This is a genomic window from Proteus sp. G4415 (genome assembly GCF_963896075.1).
Classification (GTDB): Bacteria; Pseudomonadota; Gammaproteobacteria; order Enterobacterales; family Enterobacteriaceae; genus Proteus; species Proteus mirabilis.
In genome coordinates, this window is record NZ_CAWQOK010000021.1 from 1 (window position 1) to 20,947 (window position 20,947).

Below are 20,947 nucleotides of genomic sequence, written 5' to 3' on the forward strand. Positions count from 1 at the left end.
ATGCGCCGTCAGCTTGAGTACAAGCAGCTCTGGCGAGGTGGTCAGGTAGTGGCAATACCACCAGCCTACACCAGTCAGAAGTGCGCTTGCTGTGGTCATACAGCAAAGGAAAACCGCCCGTCACAAAGTCAATTCGAGTGCCTTGAATGTGGATATACAGCGAATGCTGATATCAACGGGGCACGTAACATTTTAGCGGCAGGACATGCCGTGCTTGCCTGTGGAGGGAGGGTGCAGTCAGACCGCCCGTTGAAGCAGGAACCCGCCGAGGTGATTCAGACATCAGTCTGAACGCAGTAGGGATCCACGTCCTTTAGGGCGTGGAGGATGTCAATGGCTCACACTATTCAATGACGATATTAACTACTTTGCCGATAGTCAAAGCTCAAGGGTGCAATAAATGAGAAAGAGCCGTTAACTAAACGGTGGCTTTCAGGTGCCGGAAATGGCGATGCCCGTTTAATAGTGTTAATCGCTTCTTTATCAAGGATACGATTACCAGACGAGGTTTGTATACTCACATCTAATAACTCACCTTTTGCATTGAGCGAAATTTCAACTTGTGTCACTCCCGTCGCTTTAAAACGTAATGCTGCACGAGGGTAACGTTTATACATATCAATATGGCTATGGACTAAACTTTCCCACCCCATTTGACCACTGCGAGATGATGAAGCGGTACTGGTAAAATCGGCACTACTGGTCGCGTTTTCACCTGATAAAGGGGCGGTTGTGGTATCTGCTGGCGCTTCTGAAACGGGAAGATCATCAGGCACTTTTACCACGACAGGCTTAGGCTTAACCACGGGTTTCACCTTTGGCTTTTCCGCAACTCGCTCATAAGTTCCCTGTTCGACTACAGGCATTTTAGGCACATCAAGTTGCTCTTTCATCGGCTCTGGCTCGGCAGCTTCTGGAACTGACATCACCTGTTCAGGCCCAACAGGAACCTCTTTAGGTTCTGCTTTTGCCAATTGATAAAGCCCCACTTGCATCGTCATTGCTGGAGGTAAAACCGCATATTGCTCATCTTTCGTCGTTATCCAACCTATAGCAACAACAACCAAGGTGACATGAAACACAATACTGGCAGTTAACCCACCAATAGAAAAGGACCAACGGCGTGGAAAAGTCGCCGACATACTACTCATAATTCTTGCCTCTGATTTTCTTTCTAATGAATTATAGGCATAATACAAACACAAATGATATTGCTTATTATTAATAATACAATAAAAAATCAGCTAAATATTGATTATAAAAATTCCTTATTAGAAGCAGTAAGAGCTTATTATTTCACTCTTTTTTAGACACCAGAGACTATGACTAGCGATAAATCATTAGCACAAAAAATCAGTTGTGCCTACCAATCAACCTATGGTCAGCTTGTACGTTTTTTCCAAAAACGCACGGGTAATCACCATGATGCGGATGATTTGTCTCAAGATGTGTTTACACTATGGCTAAATCGAAAAGAACAAACTCCTGTCCAAGAGCAGCGTGCTTTTTTATTTAAAATAGCGAACCACGTTTTGATCGATCATTGGAGGAAAAACCAAAAACAAAAAAATATCTATCAAGAAGATTATCAATTAGAAGATGCGGTACAGACCTATACGACAGAGCTTGATCCCGGGCACGTCCTTGAGCATCAACAGCGTTTAGATTTACTGACACAAGCTATTGATACTCTTCCTCCCCGCCGTCGAGAAGCTTTTATTCTTTATCGCTTTGATGGATTATCACAAAGCGAAATTGCAGAACAAATGGAAATTTCGATAAGCATGGTAGAGAAACATATTGCCGCAGCACTATTACATTGTAAAAGATATGTCGATGCAGGACAGGAGAAATGCACCAATGACGAGTAAGTCGGGAAATCAACCTCACACAGATGAGGCGCCTGCAACGCTTTTGGCAGATACCCATGATCAATTAAGCCAGCAATCTATTGATGAACAAGCTGCGCTTTGGTTCACCCGTCAACATAGTCAGCAAATGAGTTCACAGCAACGACAAGCCTTTAAACAGTGGGTAGCAGATAAAGATAATCAACAAGCTTATCAAGCTATCGCGGAAATTTGGCATAGTTGTGAAGCCTTACCACGCCCTACTATTGTGCCTATAGAAAAAAGGAAATCTTCACTCTGGCGCCCCTTTATTCACACTACAGCCGCACTCTGTTTAGTTGCTGTGTTATATCTTCCTTATAGTCATTTACCTGCCCTGTTAATGGATAATATGACCTTAGCCACCAGCAATTTTCCTAAAGAGATGACCCTCGCTGATGGCTCTAAAGTTTTTTTAAATAGAAATACACAGGTACGCGTCTCGTATGTCCAAACCCAAAGACGCCTTTGGTTAGATAAAGGTGAGGCTTATTTTAAAGTAAAACCCAATCCTTATCGGCCATTTTATGTCCATGCTGATGAGCGATTAATTAAAGTTGTCGGTACTGAATTTGAAGTGAGTCGTTATCAAAATAATCAAATTAGTGTCGCCGTACATGAAGGCATTGTTGAAGTTAAAGCCACAGAAAAATCCCCTGCGACTTACCTATATGCTGGCTCTCAAGCAATTAGCCAATCAACTGATAATCAATTTGTCATTTCCTCAGTCAATGCTGATTCTGTAGCAAGCTGGCGTTTTGGGCAACTCCATTTCTTTGAACAACCACTTGGTGACGTGATCACTAAATTAAAACCTTATCTGGATATCAACGTTCATATCTCATCAGCCGATGTAGCAAAAATAAAGGTATCAGGTGTAGCAAATATTAATGACGCGAAAAGCTTTATTACTGCACTTCCGCTACTTTTACCGGTTAATGTTATTTTTACTGATAAAAATAATGTGTTAATTATCAATAAGTAAAAACAAACATGAAAAATATTCTTTTTTACAGGTGAGGATAATTCTCATTTCACCCTCTTACTTAGTAACAAAAATTATTAAGTCTATGAATGGGATTGGTGAAATGAGAATACATAATAAAAAAAGGCCCCTAAAAAGGTCGCTACTCACATTATTAATAACGGCTACCGTGGCAGCCCCTTATAGTTATGCGGCAACGCTATCAGTCTCTTTACCAGAGCAATCTTTAGCTGATTCTTTAAACACTATTGCTAAACAAGGTCAGGTACAAATTCTGTTTGATGCCAACGCAATAAAAAACTTACGGGCTCCTGCACTCTCTGGTCAATATGAAACCCATACCGCATTACAAAAGGTGTTAATCGGTAGTGGTATGGAAATTATTTCACAGGGAAATGGCTTTGTTATTCGTCCATTAGCAACAAGCAGTACGATTGTGATCCCTGAAGTTAAAGTCACAGGGGTGGGAAGCAGTTATCATCCTGCTACAGATGTTGTTTCAGCACCACAATACATCACCTCTGAAGAGATAAAGCAACGTAATACTGGCGATGGCAATGTCACCGACTTACTTAAAAGTAACCCTGCGGTTCAATTTGCAAATAACGATAGCAACTCGATGAACCAAGGTGAAATTAAGCCCTCACGTATTTCTATTCATGGCTCCAGTAGCTATCAAAATGCCTATAAACTTGATGGCGTCAGTTTTAATAATGACTTTGATCCGGCCAATTCGGGCAATGGTGAAACCAATACCCGTATTACCAGTGATGAGCAAGGGATGTATCTTGATAGTCGACTTATTGATAGTGTCACCGTTTACGATAACAATATTCCCGTTGAATTTGGCGGATTTACTGGAGGCACAGTTGAAGTACAAAGTCGTCGTTGGTCTGGTGAAACCCATGCCAATGCCTATTACCGTACTACCCGTTCAAGCTGGAATAATATTTTCACCGATCCCAAATTAAAATTTGATACTGCAAATAATGATTTTAGTAATCCAGCCCGTTTCCAGAAAAAATATGATAAACAAAACTATGGCGGTTAGTTTGAAACAGGTTTAACGGAAAATACAGGATTAATTTTCTCAGCTTCTCGTCGGGAATCAACCATTCCGATGATGATAAGTGCTGAAGGGGGAATTGTTCACACCCCTGAAGGCGAATTAGAGCATGTATTACAAAGCCCACATTATCGTGATCAAACGCGTACTTCAGATAACTACTTTATCAAATATTCTTGGAATATCTCTGATAAACAATCTTTTGATCTATCAAGTAATATTGCCCGTTATAAGAGCTATCTGTTCTCCAGCTCTGTGTATAACTCCGGTTATGATAATGAACATAATGGACTCAGTTTTACCGCCCTTTATAAGCATCAACTTGCGCTAGGAACCTTAGAGTTAACCGCAGGTTATCAAAATCTGGAAGATAAACGCACCAATGATCAAGACTACTTTATCAAAGTAGAAGATTACACTGATTGGCAACACCCTAATCAAGTCTCCAGTGGTGGTCAAGGTGATCTGCCTAGTAAACAAGAAACCTATAGCGCCAAGAGTATTATGCGTTTTGATCCCATCGTGTGGGGTACCGTCACTCATCGCCCCACCACCGGATTTGAAATTAGCCGCACCAAAGGCGCTTATATTCGTGATAAAACCTATTACAACTATACCTATCGCGGCATGACGGTCAATGATGAATGGATGGGAAGCTTATCACAAACGACGCGTTTTCTAGCGGGTACCCATAATGCGTCTTATATCAATTATTCATTTTTTATTGACGATAATATTCAATATAAACGCCTCACCTTACGTCCCGGTGTACGTTTAGATCGTGATGATTTTGTACAAAAAACAACCTCTCACCTCGTTTAAGTGCTACTTACGATATTTGGGGCACAGGTAATACTTTAATTATTGGTGGGGTAAACCGTTACTATGGACGTTCAATGCTCACTTACGCCCTTTATGGTGCGCAAAATGCCGGTTTACAACACTGCTATTTTGACTGTCAAACATCGGAGGAAAAGTGGACTAATCGTACCGACTTTGATGGTGTTGATTCACTAAAAACCCCTTATAACGATGAATTCACTCTAGGTCTACAACAAGAGATAGCCTCAACCACTTGGCGTTTACAGTATGTGCATCGCAATGGTCGTGATGAGGTGCGTAGTGATACTAAATATCCAGACTCAACCATTGATGAAAAACGTGCTATTCGCCACTTCAATAATAATGGTCGTAGTACACACGATACCTTAACGCTCTCCGTGAGAAATAGCCAACCATGGGAGCTTGCTAAAGCCGATCACGTCTTTAATGCTTCGATTAGCTGGCAAAAAAGCAAAACCAATACGCCAAAAGACTCAGGTTATGCCAATTTTGATCCCAGCGTTCAAGGGATGAACTATGACAAGGTGTGGTATGGCGGAAAAATTATCAATGCCAAAGACTTACCCTCTGACAACTTTAACTCGCCGTTAAAAGTGACCGCTGAGCTAACCAGTGTTTGGGATGATGTAGGAGTGACTTGGTTTAACCGTTTGCAATGGAATGGAGCTCGTTCACAAGCAGAGAAAGCCAATAATGGTGCGCCAAAACCAAGTGAGTACGGCCCGCTATTTGAATATAAAAAACGTCATTACAGTAGTCGTTTTACTTGGGATACCAAGCTCAGTTGGCAGCCTGAATTTGCTTACGGTGTAGGCATTTCCGTTGAAGTGAATAACGTACTCAATACCAAAAATGTCAATGATTACATTACCTATCAAGATAAAGAGTACAAATCTTACGAGCCAGGTCGACAGTTCTGGCTACAAGTCAGCTATGACTATTAAAAATTGATGAAGTTAATGTGAGCAACCGAGTCAATAAACAATAAAAACATGACAAATAAGCAATGAAAACAATAAAACAATTTTTCTATTTGGTTTCACCTTTTTGGGGGCGGCGTACCGCCCTTTACTGCTGGTTCCTATTAATTCTCTCTTTAACGTTAACCCTCTCATCCGTTTGGTTTAACGTCAAAATGAATGAATGGAATGGCAGCTTCTATAACGCCCTACAACAACTCGATGGGCAAGCCTTATATAAACTGCTTCAACAGTTTGTGATTATTATTGCCGGATTAATTACCGTAGTCGTGATGGGTGATTTCTTACGCCAAAAAATGATCATTCGCTGGCGTGAAGGTATGACAGAGCAAGTGCTTGAGCGCTGGCTATCAAAAAATAGTAAACACTATATGTTGCGGTTAACCTCGCAAGAGCCAGACAACCCCGACCAACGAATTGCCGAAGATATTCGTTTACTAATTGAATCGACAATGCGCTTAACAGTGACCTTTTTACATTCACTGTTAACACTTATCTCTTTTGCCACTATTTTATGGTCACTCTCTGGTGCACTCTCTTTCTCTTTAGCAGGCAAAGAGTGGAATATACCAGGTTATATGTTCTGGGCCTGTATTATTTATACTCTTATCGGGATCACCATCACCCAGCTCATTGGTTCTCCATTACGTAAAATCAATATGGATAAACAGCGTAAAGAGGCGGATTACCGTACTGCGCTTATCACACGTAAACAACATGGTGATGCTATTGCTGGTCAACGGGGTGAAATGAGCGATCGTCATGAACTGATGGGACGCTTTTTAGGGGTGATCCGCAACTGGAATAACCTTATCCGTTATGAGAGAAACCTTGCTTTCTTTACTGTGGGTTATCAGCAAGCCACGGCAATGGCGCCAATTATTTTTGCTTTGCCAAAATTCCTCGCCGGCGAATTAATGCTAGGGGGGTTAATGCAGTTACGACAAGCCTTCTCCAGTGTTGCTGGGGCATTAAGTTGGTTTATTTTCTCCTATAAAGAGATTGCTGCATGGCAGGCAACGGTTACCCGTCTTTATCATTTTGTGGTGTTGTTAGAGCATGATCACCAGCCTGAGATCACCGAGTTAGATGATAAACAAACTAAGCTGACAGCCAATTTATCGCTATTTATGCAAGACGATAGATTATTAATTAACAATATTCACTTTGCTCTCAAAGCGGGTGAATTGGCGGTAATTGAAGGTAGCTCAGGTATCGGGAAATCAACGCTGTTACGTGCGTTAAGCGGCCACTGGCCTTATTTTAAAGGAGATATTCAACGGGTAACCAATATCAGTTGGCTCCCACAACGTATGTATCTGCCTGTTGCCCGCTTAGATAGCTTATTGGCTTATCCTTGCCAAGCATCTCAGTTCTCACAACAAGAGTACCAAGAAGTGCTTCATTGGGTGGGGCTAGATAAAATAAAAAATCAGCTTTCACTGGAAACAGATTGGACAACACGCTTATCCGGTGGTGAACAACAACGTCTTATCTTTGCCCGTTTATTACTCAATAAACCCGATCTTATTTTATTAGATGAAACCACATCCGCTCTTGATGAACAAAATGCCCTACATATGTTGTTATTACTTAAACAGCATCTACCAACCTCGGGCATTGTCTTAGTCAGTCATCAGCGTTTCACTCACGCTATTGCCGAGCAAGTAATTTCATTACAAGCGCCGACTGCGTCCTCCTCTCAATCAGCTGGAGTTACTGAATATGTATCGTAAGTTACTGATTATCTCAGTCAGTTTATCACTTCTGGGTTGTGCAACAGGCAACTCGTCTGAGCATACCAATAATGCCCTTTCACTGCGCCCCGATATTCGCCATTTTACGCTTGATAATGGCTTAAATGTCTATTTGCTACAACGCCCACAAACGGGGGTTGAAATGCGTTTACTGGTGAAAAGTGGCTCGGTACAAGAAGATGAAAAACAACTTGGCTTTGCCCACTTTACCGAGCATATGGCTTTTAAAGGCACGACTCATTTTCCGGGAACAACTGGGTTTAAACAACTTGAAAGCCTAGGAATGAAGTTGGGGAGTCATGTTAATGCGGCAACGAGCTTAAACTCAACAACCTATAAATTATCCCTGCCTAATGCCAATCCGACCCAAATAAAAACAGGGTTGAGGATCTTGTCCGATTGGGCCTTTGGCATGACATTTGATCCCGTTGAGTTTGATAAAGAGCGTCCGGTGATCGTCGAGGAGTGGCGATTACGCCAAGGTATTGGTTTTCGTATTAATCGCCAACTTGAAGAGTTACGTTATTATGGCAGTCGTTATCTAGATCGTGATCCCATTGGGGACTTAGATATCGTTAAGCATGGTGATGTCAAAGAAGCAAAACGTTATTACGATACTTGGTATCAGCCTGAAAGAATGGCATTGGTGTTAGTGGGTAATTTTAATCAAGGTGATGCGATTGCTGATATTACCCAGATGTTCAATGCAAAAAATAGTGAAAACAAAGGCGTTGACTCTCCATCATGGCACCGCTTTATCGACAATAAAGATTTATTAGTAAAGACGATTTTTGATAAAGAGCAAGGCTCACGCATTGTGCAATTCACTCTACAGCGTACACTGCCTGCACCATTAAATAGTCGCCAAGGTCAATATGATGATTTAATGGACTCCTTGTGGCTCTCCATCTTAAACCAGCGCTTTTCAACCATTGTTGATAATGGGTTAGTGCCTTCCGTCAGTGCCAATACACAAGGTGCGATGTTAGATGCCCGTCGCTCACAACAATTGATGATTGCCCATCCTAAAGGGGATGATTATCAAGGTACATTAGATATTCTATTTACTGAGGTACAGCGTTTAGCCTCACAGCCAGTATCTCAGCAAGAGTTAGATAATGCTCGCAATGCGCTGTTAAAACGTCTTAGCCAACAAGCTGCTGGTGAAGAGCGCTATGAGCATGGTTATTTAGCTAACCAAATTACTACGGCACTTGAATTAGAAATGCCAATCCAAAGCAAAAAGCAGGCGTTAAACTTAAGTTATCAACTAATAAATAACGTTACACCTGATACCTTAAAACACTATTTTGCCCAATACCTAACACAAGCTTCACCACGAGTGGCAATTATCGGCCCAGATAGTGATAGTCAGGTATTTAGTGCCACTAAAGCCTCGCAACGCTGGCAAGAGATTAGACAATCTGATCCCGGTGCGTTTACATTGAAAACCCATGCGGTGGTATTAGATATTAAACCTGAGCAAACCGGTACTGTTGTCACCACACAAACACTTCCGATTGAAAAAACACAGCTGTGGACACTGAGCAATAACGTAAAAGTTATTATTAAAAATGACCAGTGGCTAAAAGATAATATCCAAGTATCACTGCGTATTCCCGGAGGTGTTTCTCTGGAAACAGGACAAAGTTTAGGCTTGGTACAGTGGGCATTAAACTTACCAGAAGTGAGTGGATATGGGCATTACAACGCAAGAGAGTTAGCGTTATTTAGTAAACAGCATCAAATCAGTTTGCGTCCATACAGTGAGTTGTTATTCCACGGCTTGCGTGGCGAAGCGCCTATTGATGAGTTAGACACCTTGTTGGCCTTATTGCATTTAAAAGTGACAGCACCACAATTTAATGGGCAAAAATTAGAGCAACAAAAACAAGCAACGGCATTAGGGATCGCCAAAACACCAGTTGAACGTATTTTCTTAGATCATATTAATAAAGAGAGCTATCAAAACGGTGAGCGCTTAGTGATTTCGCCACAAGGCCCTTGGCAACAGTTTACCGCACAACAATTACAACAAACGAATCAATCACTTCTAGGACAGCCTGCCGATATGGTATTGGTGATTAGTGGGCCTATTAACCTAAATCAGGCCAAACCGATGATCGAACGTTGGATAGCAACGCTGCCGACACGTTCATCGCAACGTCTATTTTGGGCTGATCCGGCGATTAATCCCAAATTAAGCTCATTTAATAAAACCTACCCTATTGCCAGTAGCGATAAGAGTATGATCAGTATTCAATACGCAGCCAAAGCCCAATGGTCACAACAGCAACTGTTAGCACTTAACTTGCTTGATACCGTTGTCAGCCAACGTTTAAGACTTAATCTTCGTGAACGAGCGGGCGGGATCTACTCGCTAGGCTTTTCTGAGTCACTAACCAAGCTGCCAAGTAGTTTTTATACCGGACGTTTAAACTTTACCGCATCACCACAGCGGGCAGATGAATTAATTGCACTTGCGCGTAAAGTGGTCAATGACGTAAAACAAGCAGGTATTACCGATAAAGAATTACAAGAGGCAAAAAATATTTGGTTAACTGAATATGGGCAAGCCAAAGAGAGTGCTAGCTATTGGACTGATGCACTTGCCCAAGTGGCAACAGATGACCAACAATATCAACGACTATTAACTGAGACTGCGATTGTCAACGGAATAAGTGTCAGTGATGTTAATCAAGTTGCTCGTCAGTGGTTGGGTGAAAATGAAAAAATCTTCAAACTAACACCGCCAACAAAGCAATAAATTTCTATTTATCACTTTAATAATAAACGCCCAGCATATCTTTATTCTGGGCGTTTATTCATCTAACCTGAATAACTTAGCAATGTTTCATTCAATATTATTGTCTATTAAATTTATTAATCTTTTTTGAGCGCCCAACGACCACTACCTAAAAACATCACCGCAATCGCAGCAAACATATAGAAGCCAGCACTTTCAGGTGCCCATCCCCCCGTTTTGGGATCTAAGGCTAAAAGATCACCGGAATGTACCATCAGCACCGCAACCCCCATGGTTGCCGCCACAACAAATGCTGAAAATCGAGTAAATAAACCGATAATCAGCAAGATAGGACATAGAACTTCACCCAGTAATGTGCCATAAGCAATAAATGCAGGTAAATTAATATTTGCCAACATTCCCTGTATACCGGCAAGTCCTCCTGGCTCCATTTTGTGTAATCCGTGTAATAACATTAAGACACCTAGCGAAACACGTAAAACAAACTTACCTAAATCGGGGTGGTTTGTAAGCTGATTAAATTTATTAATCATAACGTCTCCAAAATCAACAATGTGATGAGCATTTTTAATACGTATTAATGGGTATTTATTATTATATGATTAAAAAATATGAATGAGTGCAATTTTTATTATCATTATTTGTTATGGTTGACGAGGCATTTAGATTATTATCGTTTAATTAGGAGCTATTCACCTTTTCCATGATTAAGATCACAACTTATTAACATAATCAACTCTTAATCAGCAACTTCTCGTTATGCTATAGATATCTCATCTGACCAGTATAAAAAAGGTATCTGATGGCACACTATTCTTATTTATTTACTCCCCTTGATTTAGGGTTTACTACGCTTAAAAATCGTATTTTGATGGGCTCGATGCATACCGGACTAGAAGAAGATCCACATGATGCACCTAAGCTTGCTGAATTTTATGCTCAAAGAGCTGCAGCAGGGGTGGCACTTATTGTCACCGGTGGGATCTCCCCTAATAAGCAAGGTGTATTGTTGCCACATGCAGCAACGCTAATGTCAGAAGATCAACTCGCTTCTCATCAATTAGTCACTGATGCGGTACATAAACAGGATGGCAAAATCGCTTTACAGATTTTACATACTGGTCGTTATAGTTATCAGCCTAATTTAGTCGCCCCTTCAGCGATCCAATCACCTATCACCCCTTTTATACCCCAAGCAATGAGTCATGAGCAGATAGAACAGACTATTGAAGATTATATTCATTGCGCTAAGTTAGCTCAGAAAGCAGGCTATGATGGTGTTGAGATCATGGGATCTGAAGGCTATTTAATTAACCAGTTTTTAGTAAGTCATACGAATCAACGCGATGATCAATGGGGTGGCTCTATTGAAAATCGTTGTCGTTTTGCATTACGTATTTTAGCTGGCATAAGAGAAGCTGTAGGTGAACACTTTATCATTATCTATCGTTTATCAATGTTAGATTTAATTACCGAGGGAGCTAATGCCTCAGAGGTATTTTATCTTGCTCAAGCAGTAGAAAAAGCCGGAGCAACCCTAATCAACAGTGGTATTGGTTGGCATGAAGCCCGTATCCCCACTATTGCCACTATGGTGCCAAGAGGGCAATTTGCTTATGTCACTCGCCAATTGATGGGGAAAATCAACATTCCTCTTATCACTTCTAATCGTATCAATACACCTCAAGTGGCTGAAGCTATTTTAGCGGAAGGCTGTGCAGATATGGTGTCTATGGCGCGTCCTTTTCTTGCCGATCCGCAATTCGTATTGAAAGCGCAACTTGGTCGCGAGGATGAGATAAACACCTGTATTGCTTGCAACCAAGCTTGCTTAGATGAGATATTCAGTGGTCACCCAGCATCTTGTCTTGTAAACCCTTTTGCCTGTCGAGAAACAGAGCTTATTTTAACCCCGACTCAAGCCCCTAAAAAAATTGCTGTCGTTGGCGCAGGCCCCGCAGGATTAGCATTTGCCATTACAGCAGCTAAACGTGGTCATCATATTACTTTATTTGAAAAAGAAGACCGTATTGGTGGACAACTCAATATTGCCAGTCAAATTCCGGGTAAAGAAGAATTTAAAGAGACATTGCGCTACTTTAAGCGGCAATTGCAAATCACAGGGGTGATCGTAAAAAATAATACGGAAGCGACACTTTCCCATCTGCAACATTTTGATGAAATTATTTTAGCCAGTGGTGTTATCCCTCATATTCCAGAGATTGATGGCCATGATAATCCGATAGTAAAAACCTATCTTGATGTCCTTAAATACCATCAACCAACCGGCGAAAAAGTGGTGATTATTGGCAGTGGTGGTATTGGTTTTGACACTGGCCTTTATCTTACCCAAACAGGCCAATGCAGTAGTTTAAGCCCTTGTGCATTTAATAAAGAGTGGGGAATTGACCCAACACTTACGCATCGCGGAGGGATCACCTCAGCCGATCCTTTTATTAAAAAAGACAAACAGATTGTTATGACGCAACGTAAAAGTGGGAAATTTGGCTTAAGTTTAGGTAAAACAACAGGCTGGATACATCGCTTAACATTGCAGAAAAAAGGGGTCAAATGGCTAACGGGCTGCCATTATCAAAAAATTACCGAGCAAGGAGTAATAATTGAACATAATGAACAACAGCAACTGCTCGCGGCTGATAGCGTGATTTTATGTACCGGACAACAATCTTATCGTCCGCTACTGCAAGCGTTACAACAAGAAAATAAAACCGTCCATCTTATTGGCGGGGCAAAAGAGGCTAAAGCATTAGATGCCAAACGAGCCATTAAGCAGGGAACAGAATTAGCACTTACTATTTAACATTCGATTTATCATATCAATAACCAGAAACCCCATATAGTTTCCTATATGGGGTTCTGTTTTTATTATTAATTTTTGTTGTTACTTACTACCCTTCCTGTCTTACTACTCTTTATATCTATTTACTACTTATACTCTTTAGCCATTATTTTTTTCAGTTAATGGATTGGCAACTAAACGCTCATCTTCGGCTATGCAGACCGTTGCGGTAAATAGCACATCAGTTGATGAGTTTAATGCAGTCTCTGCTGAATCTTGTAAGACACCAATCATCACACCTACCGCAACCACTTGCATCGCCAAATCATTACTAATACCGAACATGCTACAAGCAAGCGGAATTAACAGTAGCGAGCCACCAGCAACCCCTGATGCACCACAAGCACAAATAGCAGCAACAAGGCTTAGCAATAAGGCTGTTGGAATATCCACAGGCATACCCAAGGTATTTACCGCAGCAAGTGTTAAAATAGTAATAGTGATTGCCGCTCCCCCCATATTAATGGTCGCACCTAATGGGATCGAGACAGAATAGGTATCTTCATTTAAATTCATACGACGACACATTGCCATATTCACCGGAATATTAGCCGCTGAACTACGCGTAAAGAAGGCAGTAACACCACTTTCACGTAAGCAAGCCCATACTAATGGATAAGGATTACGGCGAATTTTCCAAAATACAATCAATGGGTTGACAACGAGCGCAACAAACAGCATACAACCAATTAAAACAAGTAAGACATGCAAGTAGCCAGCTAAAGCTTTAAAGCCAGTCGTAGCAATGGTTGATGATACCAAGCCAAAAATCCCGATTGGCGCTAAACGGATCACCACACGCACAAGGTTAGTTACCGCATCTGCAAAATCTTGTGTTAATGCTTTAGTCGTATCACTTGCATGGCGTAACGCTAAACCTAAGCCAATAGCCCAAGCTAAAATCCCCATATAATTGCCGTTAATCAGTGCATCTACAGGGTTAGCCACCACATTAATTAATACACCTTTTAAGACTTCAGCAATATTTTCAGGTGGCGATAGTTGTGAATTATTGACAACTAGCGTTAATACTGAGGGAAACACAAAGCTTGCCACTACTGCTGTTAGTGCAGCAAAGAAAGTCGCGAGCAGATAAAGCACTAATATGGGACGTATACTGGTTTTTTGTCCTTGACGGTGGTTGGCAATCGAAGCCATAACTAATACCCAGACTAAAACAGGCGCAACGGCTTTTAAGGCACTAATAAATAAGTTACCTAATAAGCTCATCATTTTAGCCACTTCTGGTGCTAACCAAGCCAGTAAAATACCCGCAATTAAACCAGCAAGTATTTGTTTAACGAGACTTCCCTGAAAAAGCAGGTTAAGTACTCTGGATTGTTGTTTATCCATAGTTATTCCATTACTTAAAATAATATTTAAAAAAGCAATTGTGTGCTTGCTTTTGCCAGTATAAGGAAATGAATCTTGCTGAAAAGCTTATTTTGCAAAATATACATCATTAGCTATTTTTGTTAACAACAAAATAACACAATTGTGATCATAATAGGATTTTGTTCTTTTTAACGTACAGTCCACAAATGAAAGAAATTATTATTATCATAAGGTTAGATTTAATCGTTAAATAAAAAACTAACTCTTATACTATTTACCTTGATTTTTCTTAATCACTTGATGAGTTTAATTTTAACTTTTTAATAACATTTCAATCAGTTTAACTAGCCAATTGGCAACTTTAAAACACTTTTTTTGATGAATAAATAACCATGACATTAGTTTCAATCAGCAAGGAAAAATAATGCTTTTTTATCTCAGTAAAACATCATCATAGTAATTCTATTATTACGTTTTCTTAAGGTTTTTTCTTTAAAACAACGTATCCTAAACTGGAAAACAAAAGTGAATGTCTTTTTTCAAATATTCTTGCTCAATGAAGCGCTTGTAGGGTATTTAAGTGAAAAAATTTTCTGTCTAGTTTTTATTGATTTTGTTAGAGTGTTGCTGTTTTAAACAATGAAAAATAAACCCTATGATATGTATTACGGGTAAATAGATAACAAGAGAGAATGTTTTTGTATTTACCCCCGAATGACTCAGTTTTAGGAAGCCTTTTATATGGAAATCGTAAGAGAGCTGTTCTTGGCGCTTTGGCATCAAGATTACGAAACCTTAGCGAATCCCTCACTGCTTTGGATTATTTACATTTTATTATTCAGCATACTATTCCTAGAAAACGGAGTACTACCCGCAGCTTTCTTACCAGGAGACAGCTTATTAATTTTAGTGGGTGTGTTAATTGCTAAAGGAACCATGGATTTTCCATTAACCTTACTTATTCTAACGGCAGGTGCTAGCTTAGGTTGTTGGCTGGGTTATCTGCAAGGGAAGTGGCTTGGTAACACCCGACTTGTGCGAAGTTGGTTATCACATTTACCAGAACACTACCACCAACGAGCCCATGGACTTTTCCATCGACATGGCTTGGCGGCGTTACTTATTGGTCGTTTTCTCGCTTTTGTTAGAACATTATTGCCGACTATTGCCGGCCTTGCTGGCTTACAAAACGGTCGTTTTCAAGTTTTTAATTGGCTAAGTGGTCTGTTATGGGTTGGTATTTTAACCACCTTAGGCTATTTATTAGGAAATAGTCCGTTATTCCGCCAATATGAGCATCATTTAATGAATTTTCTGATGCTACTGCCTGTTTGTTTATTAGTGATTGGCTTAATCGGGAGTGTATGGGTCGTCATTAAGAAGAAAAGTAAACAGAGTAATCAACCGTAATCTATCGCTATTTCTATTATTTTCTATAGCGTTAATATTTAGCATCTTAAAGCCTGTTTTATGATTAAAACAGGCTTTTGTTTTTTATTTCAAGCTATTACTGATTATTTTTTTAATATCACCCTTGGCAAGAATAAGACTTTTCTCTTTTTTAGGGAATTAAGTCATTATTTAATTTTATTATATGGTAAATCTAGTCTATTGTTATAGGTATAACCTCATATCTTGATTAAAGGAGTTACTCATGTCACACCAACGTTCAAATGAAGATCTGCGTAGTGAATTAAAATCTCTGGCTGATACTCTAGAAGAAGTTCTGAACTCCTCGGCAGATAAATCAAAAGAGGAATTACAAAGTTTACGAGAAAAAGCTGAATATGCGCTACGTGGCTCTCGTGCAAAACTCAGTGATGCAGGTAGAGAAATCGTCGATAACACTAAAGAAATGGCGGGTAAAGCGGACAACTATGTGCGTGAAAACCCATGGACAGGTGTTGGTATTGGCGCGGCAGTAGGTGTCGTACTCGGTGTTCTACTTTCGAAACGTTAATCCATAATGAGTGATACTCAAAGACCACAGGGCCCCGCATCCGGGGTTCTGAATTCTCTTAGTCGTATTGGCGCTGTTATCGTTGGCATGGTTGAAACCCGCCTAAAATTAATCGCCATCGAACTAGAAGAAGAAAAAATTACACTTATTCAGCTTATTTTAATGGCGGGGATCACCTTATTACTCACCGCCTTTGGCTTAATGAGTCTACTTATTCTCCTCTTTTGGGTGATCCCACCTGAATATCGTATTCATGCTTTAGCGATTACAACGGCTATTTTGCTAGTTGGTGCCTTAATAGGTGCTATCATGACATTGAGAAAAGCCCGCAATTCAACGCTGTTAGGTGATACTCGCCAACAACTAGAATTAGATAAGCGTCTTTTGGAGCAATACCGCGATGAGCAAACAAAATAGACGCACCTTAGCATTAGCAAGACGCAAAAAGCTGTTGTTGGATGAAATTCAACAACAGCGCACTCAATTAGCGCAAGAGGGGCAAACATGGTTAGAGGTCACAGCACCTTATGATAAAGCATGGAATATCTTAACCTCGTTAAAACCTATCTTGTTAATAGGGGCAAGCGTGGTATCTCTTTATAGCATTAAGCACCCTAAAAAACTGGTTCGTTGGGGACGACGGGCGATAGGCGCTGTTGGTTTAATACGCACATTACAGAAGTCTGTCAAAAAAACCGCTGACTAAACATCAATTTTTTTGTGTAAGAATGTTAATTCTTCTTAATATCCTCCATATTATTTTTTCTTTATTGTATATCTCAAGCCAAACAGTGGTTATTTACACTAAAAACTGGCAATTAAACAAATAAAATACAGATATATTAAATAATATAAAATTTTATCAGGAATAAACATCATGAAGAATTTTGAAAACATTGCCTTATTAATCGCACGTATTCTCATGCCAATTTTATTTATCAGCGCAGGGTATGGAAAAATTGAAGCCTATGAAGGAACCCAACAGTATATGCAATCAATGGGTGTGCCGGGAGCCTTATTACCTTTAACCATTTTATTAGAGTTAGGGGGTGGATTAGCCATATTATTCGGTTTCTTAACTCGCACAACAGCTATCTTCACCAGTGTATTTACGCTGTTAACCGCACTACTGTTCCACACTAACTTTGCAGAAGGTGCAAATCAGTTAATGTTTATGAAAAATATGACTATTGCGGGTGGCTATTTATTACTGGTTATCACAGGTCCGGGTAAATGGAGCTTAGATCGCCTACTTAAGAAAAATTGGTAATAATAGATTTAATAATAAAAAGATCCTCTAGGGGATCTTTTTTAATTGTATTCTCAAACTCTAGCGAACAAACTATTTTTTATCTGCGGCAAAAAGTTTAGGAATTTCGCGTAAACACCAGGATTTAGCTTCTCCCATACTGTCTCTGCGCCACGCCATAATAATATTATTTTCATGATGATATTCAGGGCCAACCACACGTAAACGCCCCTCTTTTAAATCATCTTCAATTAAATCAATAGGCATAGTAGCAACCCCTAAACCGGCAATTAATGCTCGACGTTTATCTTCAATCGAACTCACCGTTAAACGACGCTGTTTATCTAATAACAGTACAGTTAAAACAGGTCGTTCTCTTGCGGTATCGGCGATAGCAATACCGCGATATTTTAAGCGAGTTTCTTCTGCAAGTGGTTCAGGTTCATTATGGATAGGGTGATCAGGGCTGGCAACATAGACACTAGTGGTATTATATAAAGGGCGGAAATTGATTTCTGATGAAGAACGAAAATGCATATCCGGTGAAATAACAATATCACATTTACCACTTTCTAAGCTTTCCCATGCTCCAGCAAGCACTTCGGTGACTAAAGAGAGTTGTGTATTGGATTTTTCAGCTAATTTTTCAACTAACGGGAATAAGCGAGATGCGGGTGTTAATGCTTCACACACAATCGTAATATGTGGCTCCCAACCGCGAGCTAGCGCTTCAGCATCAGAAGTTAATTTATCTGCAGCTTCAAGAAGAATACGCCCTCTTTCAAGTAACATTCTTCCCACATTAGTAAATTTAGTTCGATGTCCTGAACGGTCAAATAGCACAACATCCAAATCTTCTTCTAATTTCTGCATGGTATAACTGAGTGCTGATGGGACGCGATTTAGCTCATCAGCGGCGGCAGCAAAACTTCCTCTACGATCAATGGCATCCATCACTCGTAGAGATTCCAATGTAATGGCTTTATCTTTACTCATTATACTTATCTCTATCAAATAATTTGATTATTGGCACCAGATTAACTTGCTAACAATCTACAGTCCATATCTCTAAGATGAATATATTGATTAATCGACTCGAAAAGTACCGCGATGATAAAATACAGAACAGCACAACAGTGTGGCAAAGCGGACTATGGCTGGCTACAAGCTCGCTACACATTCTCCTTTGGCCACTATTTCGATCCTCATTTTTTAGACTATGGCACATTAAGAGTACTGAACCAAGAAGTGCTCGCACCAAATTCTGAGTTTAAAGCAAAAACCTATCCTCATGTGGATGTCGTCAACCTGATCTTAAGAGGTGAAGCGACTTATCTTGATAATATGGGGCGAACACTTACCGCCAAACAAAACGAGTGTTTATTAATTTCGCCTCATAATACAGAAACTTACATTGAAAGAAATAGTAGTCCAGATACCCCATTAACTCGTATTCAATTATGGCTAAACGCGTGTCCACAACAAGAGAGCATCGCTTCACAAAAATTAGCTTTAAATGAAGATTTAAAATATCAATTATTGGCTTCCCCGTCAGGGGATAATGGCAGTTTGATGCTAAGGCAAAATATCTGGCTCTATCATATTAATTTAGCGCAAGGGGATGAAATAACCTTGCCGATACAAGGTCAGAAAGGCTATTTGCAATCTATCAAAGGCGGTGTCCATTTCCAAACCTCAGAGCAAGAGCTTGGGGAAATCCGTTGTGGTGATGGTGCTTTTATTCAAGATAGCAATATGCTAGCGCTAAGATGTCAAAAGGCTTTTCGTGGTCTTTTTATTGATATCGTTTCTTAATCAGCTAGCGATATCAGCGAGCAATCATTTATCATCACACTAGCAATAGCAATAAAGCAGAAAACCCTCGAGCCACAGAGTGAATCGAGGGTTTTATATAAGGTGAGTTGACCGTTAAGCCGGGTTCTGTCGTGGACAACCATTCATCTAGGCCAGAACTTGCGCGCTGGCTCCAGCAACCTACCCGGGTTCAATGCGGGCCGCACCATAAGAACCCCTATTTGGTCTTGCTCCGGGTGGAGTTTACCATGCCACAAACTGTTACCAGTTGCGCGGTGCGCTCTTACCGCACCCTTTCACCCTTACCTGATCCTGTAAACAGGCCATCGGCGGTTTACTCTCTGCTGCACTTGTCGTAGGCTCGCGCCTCCCAGACGTTATCTGGCACCCTGCCCTGTGGAGCCCGGACTTTCCTCCCCTCTATCCGTCTCCCCGAAGGGACAACGATAAAGCAGCGGTTGTCTAGTCAACTCAGGGGGCGGATTATAAGGATTTTCCGCGTTAATGTATAGCGAAAGAAACAAAAAATCGTTTTACTGATCTTGTTCCGCTTCATTTTGCGCAATGACGTGTTTGTACAACGCATTTTTCTTCACGCCATAAATCTCAGCGGTAACTGCTGCCGCCTTTTTCAAAGGTAACTCTTTTTGTAAAATCGCCAATGTGCGTAATACTTCTGGGGCAAAATGGTCTTCTTGTGGCTTTTGATACCCTTCCACAATTAATACCATTTCTCCTTTACGGCGATTTTCATCTTCACGAACCCAGTTAAGTAATTCCCCAACAGGCATTCCTTGAATGGTTTCCCACGTTTTGGTTAATTCTCTTGCCAATACAACATAGCGCGCTTCCCCCCAAACCGTCACCATATCCGCTAAACTATCTAATAAACGGTGGGTGGACTCATAAAAGATTAAAGTACGTGGCTCTTGTGCTAAATCACGCAAACAATCTTGACGACTTTTTGTTTTTGCTGGTAAAAAACCTTCATAACAAAAACGGTCAGAAGGTAATCCGGCGGCTGATAGCGCGGTAATTGCCGCACATGCCCCAGGTAATGGCACCACTTTTATACCGTTTTTGCGACACTGATTGACTAAATGATAGCCGGGATCATTAATTAATGGTGTACCTGCATCAGAGACTAATGCGATACTTAGCCCTTGTTGTAATTTGCTAATTAATTGATCTGCTTTTTGCTGTTCATTATGATCATGTAACGCAAACAAACGTGCGTTAATGGCAAAATGCTGTAATAGAAGCCCTGTATGACGGGTATCTTCTGCAGCTATTAAATCGACATGAGACAGCACATCAAGTGCCCGCTGGGTGATATCGCCCAGATTACCAATGGGTGTGGGTACTATGTACAGTGTGGATGTCGTTACCGCTGCTCGATTAGGTTGATTCATTGTTTATTCCGAATGACCGATTTAAAATT

17 protein-coding genes, 1 other RNA gene and 1 pseudogene are annotated in these 20,947 nt (G+C 40.5%); 13 read left to right on the plus strand and 6 right to left on the minus strand.

Annotated elements, in window-relative coordinates; translation table 11 throughout:
• On the plus strand, window positions 1-291 hold a 291-nt coding region (locus AACU95_RS01880; RefSeq protein ID WP_161737157.1), incomplete at its 5' end, for an RNA-guided endonuclease InsQ/TnpB family protein.
• A 68-nt stretch (window positions 292-359) separates the two neighbouring features.
• On the opposite strand, the gene AACU95_RS01885 is transcribed toward AACU95_RS01880, so the two are convergent.
• Window positions 360-1,151 (minus strand): energy transducer TonB, encoded by a 792-nt coding sequence (locus AACU95_RS01885; protein ID WP_004245235.1) that lies wholly within the window; start codon window positions 1,149-1,151, stop codon window positions 360-362.
• A 171-nt stretch (window positions 1,152-1,322) separates the two neighbouring features.
• On the opposite strand from AACU95_RS01885, the gene AACU95_RS01890 reads away from it, so the two are divergent.
• From AACU95_RS01890 to AACU95_RS01910, 5 genes and pseudogenes are all read left to right on the plus strand, one after another.
• Complete coding sequence (locus tag AACU95_RS01890) at window positions 1,323-1,871, plus strand: RNA polymerase sigma factor (RefSeq protein ID WP_004248947.1); 549 nt, start codon at window positions 1,323-1,325, stop codon at window positions 1,869-1,871.
• A complete protein-coding gene (locus AACU95_RS01895; RefSeq protein ID WP_004245237.1) occupies window positions 1,861-2,874 on the plus strand; it encodes a FecR family protein in 1,014 nt (337 codons plus the stop codon). Before AACU95_RS01890 ends, AACU95_RS01895 begins: the two co-directional genes overlap by 11 nt.
• A 103-nt stretch (window positions 2,875-2,977) precedes the next feature.
• Window positions 2,978-5,727: pseudogene (locus AACU95_RS01900) on the plus strand (TonB-dependent receptor plug domain-containing protein).
• Window positions 5,728-5,789: 62 nt separating this feature from the next.
• Complete coding sequence (locus tag AACU95_RS01905) at window positions 5,790-7,499, plus strand: ABC transporter ATP-binding protein/permease (protein WP_074561704.1); 1,710 nt, start codon at window positions 5,790-5,792, stop codon at window positions 7,497-7,499.
• Entirely contained in the window at window positions 7,489-10,287 is a 2,799-nt protein-coding gene (locus AACU95_RS01910; RefSeq protein WP_012368853.1) for a M16 family metallopeptidase, read from the plus strand. Before AACU95_RS01905 ends, AACU95_RS01910 begins: the two co-directional genes overlap by 11 nt.
• A 116-nt stretch (window positions 10,288-10,403) precedes the next feature.
• Here the strand turns inward: AACU95_RS01910 and AACU95_RS01915 are convergent, their stop codons facing one another.
• On the minus strand, window positions 10,404-10,820 hold the full coding sequence (locus AACU95_RS01915; protein WP_004245241.1) for a DoxX family protein: 417 nt from the start codon (window positions 10,818-10,820) through the stop codon (window positions 10,404-10,406).
• Window positions 10,821-11,089: 269 nt separating this feature from the next.
• On the opposite strand from AACU95_RS01915, the gene AACU95_RS01920 reads away from it, so the two are divergent.
• Window positions 11,090-13,108: an oxidoreductase gene (locus AACU95_RS01920; protein ID WP_143475663.1), complete on the plus strand. Its 2,019-nt coding sequence runs from the start codon at window positions 11,090-11,092 to the stop codon at window positions 13,106-13,108.
• Window positions 13,109-13,246: 138 nt separating this feature from the next.
• Here AACU95_RS01920 and sstT read toward each other — a convergent pair whose 3' ends face one another.
• On the minus strand, window positions 13,247-14,500 hold the full coding sequence (gene sstT, locus AACU95_RS01925; protein ID WP_004245243.1) for a serine/threonine transporter SstT: 1,254 nt from the start codon (window positions 14,498-14,500) through the stop codon (window positions 13,247-13,249).
• A 723-nt stretch (window positions 14,501-15,223) separates the two neighbouring features.
• On the opposite strand from sstT, the gene AACU95_RS01930 reads away from it, so the two are divergent.
• The 5 genes from AACU95_RS01930 to AACU95_RS01950 all read left to right on the plus strand — a co-directional run bounded on the left by AACU95_RS01930 (window position 15,224) and on the right by AACU95_RS01950 (window position 17,712).
• Window positions 15,224-15,892 carry a DedA family protein gene (locus AACU95_RS01930; protein WP_004245245.1) on the plus strand — a complete coding sequence of 223 codons (669 nt, stop codon included), beginning with the start codon at window positions 15,224-15,226 and terminating at the stop codon, window positions 15,890-15,892.
• Between the two features lie 244 nt (window positions 15,893-16,136).
• Window positions 16,137-16,442 (plus strand): DUF883 family protein, encoded by a 306-nt coding sequence (locus AACU95_RS01935; RefSeq protein WP_004245246.1) that lies wholly within the window; start codon window positions 16,137-16,139, stop codon window positions 16,440-16,442.
• A gap of 6 nt (window positions 16,443-16,448) precedes the next feature.
• Window positions 16,449-16,859 (plus strand): phage holin family protein, encoded by a 411-nt coding sequence (locus AACU95_RS01940; RefSeq protein ID WP_004248939.1) that lies wholly within the window; start codon window positions 16,449-16,451, stop codon window positions 16,857-16,859.
• On the plus strand, window positions 16,843-17,148 hold the full coding sequence (locus AACU95_RS01945) for a YqjK-like family protein (RefSeq protein WP_004245248.1): 306 nt from the start codon (window positions 16,843-16,845) through the stop codon (window positions 17,146-17,148). The genes AACU95_RS01940 and AACU95_RS01945 overlap by 17 nt, the downstream gene beginning before the upstream one ends.
• 171 nt (window positions 17,149-17,319) lie before the next feature.
• The gene (locus AACU95_RS01950) at window positions 17,320-17,712 is read left to right on the plus strand and encodes a DoxX family protein (RefSeq protein WP_012368850.1); all 393 of its coding nucleotides are present in this window, start codon (window positions 17,320-17,322) and stop codon (window positions 17,710-17,712) included.
• A 72-nt stretch (window positions 17,713-17,784) separates the two neighbouring features.
• On the opposite strand, the gene AACU95_RS01955 is transcribed toward AACU95_RS01950, so the two are convergent.
• The gene (locus tag AACU95_RS01955) at window positions 17,785-18,687 is read right to left on the minus strand and encodes a LysR family transcriptional regulator (RefSeq protein ID WP_004245250.1); all 903 of its coding nucleotides are present in this window, start codon (window positions 18,685-18,687) and stop codon (window positions 17,785-17,787) included.
• A gap of 114 nt (window positions 18,688-18,801) precedes the next feature.
• On the opposite strand from AACU95_RS01955, the gene AACU95_RS01960 reads away from it, so the two are divergent.
• Window positions 18,802-19,506 (plus strand): pirin family protein, encoded by a 705-nt coding sequence (locus tag AACU95_RS01960; RefSeq protein WP_004245251.1) that lies wholly within the window; start codon window positions 18,802-18,804, stop codon window positions 19,504-19,506.
• A gap of 99 nt (window positions 19,507-19,605) precedes the next feature.
• Here the strand turns inward: AACU95_RS01960 and rnpB are convergent.
• Window positions 19,606-19,980: RNase P RNA component class A (gene rnpB / locus AACU95_RS01965), an RNA gene on the minus strand.
• A gap of 59 nt (window positions 19,981-20,039) precedes the next feature.
• Complete coding sequence (gene rsmI, locus AACU95_RS01970) at window positions 20,040-20,918, minus strand: 16S rRNA (cytidine(1402)-2'-O)-methyltransferase (protein WP_004245252.1); 879 nt, start codon at window positions 20,916-20,918, stop codon at window positions 20,040-20,042.
• Between the last annotated feature and the right edge of the window lie 29 nt (window positions 20,919-20,947).

Coding starts and splice junctions, on each gene's coding strand:
- AACU95_RS01905 (WP_074561704.1), top strand. CDS start 5,790: ATGAAAACAATAAAACAATTTTTCTATTTGGTTTCACCTTTTTGGGGG.
- AACU95_RS01890 (WP_004248947.1), top strand. CDS start 1,323: ATGACTAGCGATAAATCATTAGCACAAAAAATCAGTTGTGCCTACCAA.
- AACU95_RS01945 (WP_004245248.1), top strand. CDS start 16,843: ATGAGCAAACAAAATAGACGCACCTTAGCATTAGCAAGACGCAAAAAG.
- AACU95_RS01915 (WP_004245241.1), bottom strand. CDS start 10,820: ATGATTAATAAATTTAATCAGCTTACAAACCACCCCGATTTAGGTAAG.
- AACU95_RS01895 (WP_004245237.1), top strand. CDS start 1,861: ATGACGAGTAAGTCGGGAAATCAACCTCACACAGATGAGGCGCCTGCA.
- AACU95_RS01940 (WP_004248939.1), top strand. CDS start 16,449: ATGAGTGATACTCAAAGACCACAGGGCCCCGCATCCGGGGTTCTGAAT.
- AACU95_RS01910 (WP_012368853.1), top strand. CDS start 7,489: ATGTATCGTAAGTTACTGATTATCTCAGTCAGTTTATCACTTCTGGGT.
- rsmI (WP_004245252.1), bottom strand. CDS start 20,918: ATGAATCAACCTAATCGAGCAGCGGTAACGACATCCACACTGTACATA.
- AACU95_RS01885 (WP_004245235.1), bottom strand. CDS start 1,151: ATGAGTAGTATGTCGGCGACTTTTCCACGCCGTTGGTCCTTTTCTATT.
- AACU95_RS01920 (WP_143475663.1), top strand. CDS start 11,090: ATGGCACACTATTCTTATTTATTTACTCCCCTTGATTTAGGGTTTACT.
- AACU95_RS01955 (WP_004245250.1), bottom strand. CDS start 18,687: ATGAGTAAAGATAAAGCCATTACATTGGAATCTCTACGAGTGATGGAT.
- AACU95_RS01960 (WP_004245251.1), top strand. CDS start 18,802: ATGATAAAATACAGAACAGCACAACAGTGTGGCAAAGCGGACTATGGC.
- AACU95_RS01950 (WP_012368850.1), top strand. CDS start 17,320: ATGAAGAATTTTGAAAACATTGCCTTATTAATCGCACGTATTCTCATG.
- AACU95_RS01935 (WP_004245246.1), top strand. CDS start 16,137: ATGTCACACCAACGTTCAAATGAAGATCTGCGTAGTGAATTAAAATCT.
- sstT (WP_004245243.1), bottom strand. CDS start 14,500: ATGGATAAACAACAATCCAGAGTACTTAACCTGCTTTTTCAGGGAAGT.
- AACU95_RS01930 (WP_004245245.1), top strand. CDS start 15,224: ATGGAAATCGTAAGAGAGCTGTTCTTGGCGCTTTGGCATCAAGATTAC.